Consider the following 3,140-nt stretch of genomic DNA (forward strand, 5'->3'; position numbering starts at 1 on the left):
TCTTCCAAATGCTCGGCCAGATACGTACAGGTGCAATTCTTCGGCGTGCTCACCAAATATTCGACGTACTGCTTCTTGGTAATCATATCCCTAAAATGATACTTGTGGTCCTCAAGCGTAAGTCCTGTAACTATGTGCCGCTGGGCGCTATTGTATTGAGAATCATGAGAATAGTTCTTGTGACATAGTTATTAAATTAATAACTATGTGCCGTGTCACACGAGCTTTTTTCTTTCATGTTTTCAAGGTGTTGCATTTCTAGTTATTAATTCCACGGGATTTCAGGTAAGTCAGGCCACAACAGATTCGTACACTGTACGTTCAGCTCCTGCGACCATGTCATTCTGAGCGCAGTGAAGAATCTCTCTGAAAGACCCCCTTCGACAGGCTCAGGACAGGCTTCGTTTCACTCAGGGTGACACATCTACTGTACCAATCTCGTGTGGTTTGCTTGAGATATGAGGAAACAATAGTCGTATAATGCCCCGCTTGTCATACAGAACGCGAGGCTCAATGGAGAGATGACAATGACTCAGACAGCTATTTTTTCAGCAGACTCGCACACCATGGAACCGGCCAATCTGTGGACCCAACGCATGGACAGCAAGTGGCGTGATCGCGCCCCACGCGTCATCAGCAATTATGAGGGGAGAAAAGGCAGCGTCTTTGTGGCCGAAGGATTGACGCCGTTTCCAGTTGGCGGTGGCTTCGCTGCTGGCAAAGATCCTAAAGATCTCGCTGCCAATCAAAGTGTAGACTACGAGGAAGCACGCCCGAGTGGCTGGGACCCAGTCGAGCGCGTGAAAGATCAAGACATCGATGGAGTCGAAGGCGAGATCCTCTATACCACGTTAGGGATGTTTCTCTTTCATCTCAAAGATACGGAGCTGCAGTGGGCCAGCTTTCGCGCTTACAATGATTGGGTGGCGGAGTTCTGTAGCTATGCGCCTAAGCGCCTCATCGGCTTAGGCTTGATTGCCTTACAGGATGTGACTGAAGGGGTACGCGAGCTGCAACGTATCGCCAAGAAAGGTTTGCGCGGTGCGATGATAAATGCGACCGCGCCGGGCGACGTACCCTTTAGTGATCCCCATTTCGATCCCTTCTGGGCGGCAGCGCAAGACCTCGGCTTACCACTGAGTCTGCATATCCTGACCGGAAAAAAGAACGTGCAGCTCACCAAAGGTCGAGTTGCTTCTACGGTGACAATCATCCACGAAATCCAAACCTCGCTGCTCGATTTCCTGTACAACGGTATCTTGGAGCGCTTTCCACGCCTGAAACTGGTGTCGGCAGAGAATGACATTGGCTGGGTTGCTCACTATCTGTATCGCTTGGACGAATGTTACCGGACCTTACGCTATATTGATCCCACACCGATTACCATGAAGCCGAGTGAGTATTTCAAGCGCCAGGTGTATGCGACTTTCCAAGATGATCGCCCCGGCGTGACGACGTATGAGTTTGCCGGTGCAGACAATCTCATGTGGGCATCAGACTTTCCCCATCGGGCTTCCACCTGGCCACGATCACGCGAAGTGATTACGCAGAACTTCGCCGGCATTCCTGCTGACGTCACTCGCAAGATCACCTACGATAACGTCCATCGCCTGTATGGGCTCTAACCCGCTGTTGTCCCGTTGCTACGGAGGTTCTTTCGCAAGGGAAGAGGATCAAAAGGGAGGGATCGTATGCGCGTTGCGTTTGATATCGGTGGGACCTTCACCGATGTGATCGTCCTTGGCGATGATGGCACGTTGACCACTGCCAAGGTGCTGTCACTGCTTGATCGTGCGGGCGAGGATATTGTCGCCTGTGTCCGGCAGGCGTCGCCGACCCCGCGAGTGGAAAACTTCGTGCATGGGACAACCATTGCCGCCAATGCGGTCATCGAGAACACACTAGCTGTGACAGGACTACTGACGACCGAAGGCTTTCGTGATGAACTGGAAATGCGCGGGCAGCGACGTCCCAATATTTACGATGCCGAGTGGGACCGCTTGTCGCCCTTAATTCCCAGGGAACTGCGCCTGGAAGTGAATGAACGCATCTTGGGGAACGGGGCAGTTGAACGTGCACCGAATCCCGAGCAAGTGGGTGAGGCCATTACGAATCTGCTTGCCCAAGGGGTGGATGCCATCGCGGTGTGTTTTATCAACTCCTACCTGAATCCAGCGCACGAGCAGCAGGTTGGTAAGCTGATTGCCGAGATTGCTCCACAGATGGTGGTGTGCCTTTCCTCTGACATTCATCCAGAAATTCGCGAGTACGAGCGGATGAGCACGACAGCGATTAACGCCGCGCTGATTCCGGTGGTGAATAGTTATCTCGACCGGCTGGAGCGGCATCTCTCTGGCTACAGTGATCGCGTGCTGATCATGCAGTCCAACGGCGGTATTATGACGGCAAAGAGCGCGCGTCGTCGACCTATTTATATGATCGAGTCGGGTCCAGCGGCTGGAGCGTTGGCCGCGGCACGACTCGCGGTAGAGGCCGGAGCGACTCAGGCGCTCTCTTTTGACATGGGTGGCACGACGGCGAAAGCATGTCTGATTGAAAACGGTACACCGTTGGAGAAACCCGGCGGTGAAATTGGTGGCGGCGCCACCGTGGCCACACGCCTCTTTGGTGGTGGTGGCCATGCGTTGCGTGCGCCTTCGCTGGATATCGTTGAGGTGGGTGCCGGTGGTGGTAGCATCGCGTGGATTGATAGTGGTGGTGCGCTCCGGGTTGGACCGCACAGTGCAGGCGCAGAGCCCGGCCCGGTGTGTTATGGTCGCGGCGGGAAAGAACCAACAGTGACTGATGCCAACGTAGTGCTTGGCTACATGAACCCGGACAGCATTGCTGACTCTACCTTGCGTATCAATCGTGAAGCAGCCGTGACCGCGATAACCGAGAAGCTTGCTGTTCCCTTAGAAAGTGTTTTTTAATTCGTATTTTCCGTCGTCACCATCCGCAGCGTGCGCCGGATACTGGCCAAGTACACCATAGCGTCACTGGAAACGGTGGTATGTTCGAAGTCCCGACACAAGCGCCGCTAGCGCCCCAGCCAACCGAAGGACCGCTCCACCACCCAGCGGCGGGGCAACACGGTAAAGCCTTTGGCGTCTGCCGAACGGCGCACCACCTCCAAGCGC

The 3,140-nt window shown here is 54.3% G+C and carries 2 protein-coding genes; both read left to right on the plus strand.

Going from position 1 to position 3,140, the window contains the following annotated elements; translation table 11 throughout:
- Window positions 1-527 precede the first annotated feature (527 nt).
- Complete coding sequence (locus FJ147_28080) at window positions 528-1,625, plus strand: amidohydrolase (GenBank protein MBM4259742.1); 1,098 nt, start codon at window positions 528-530, stop codon at window positions 1,623-1,625.
- 66 nt (window positions 1,626-1,691) lie between these two features.
- Entirely contained in the window at window positions 1,692-2,933 is a 1,242-nt protein-coding gene (locus tag FJ147_28085) for a hydantoinase/oxoprolinase family protein (protein ID MBM4259743.1), read from the plus strand.
- Window positions 2,934-3,140: the final 207 nt, after the last annotated feature.

Source organism: Deltaproteobacteria bacterium (assembly GCA_016874775.1).
Lineage (GTDB): Bacteria > Desulfobacterota > Binatia > Bin18 > Bin18 > VGTJ01.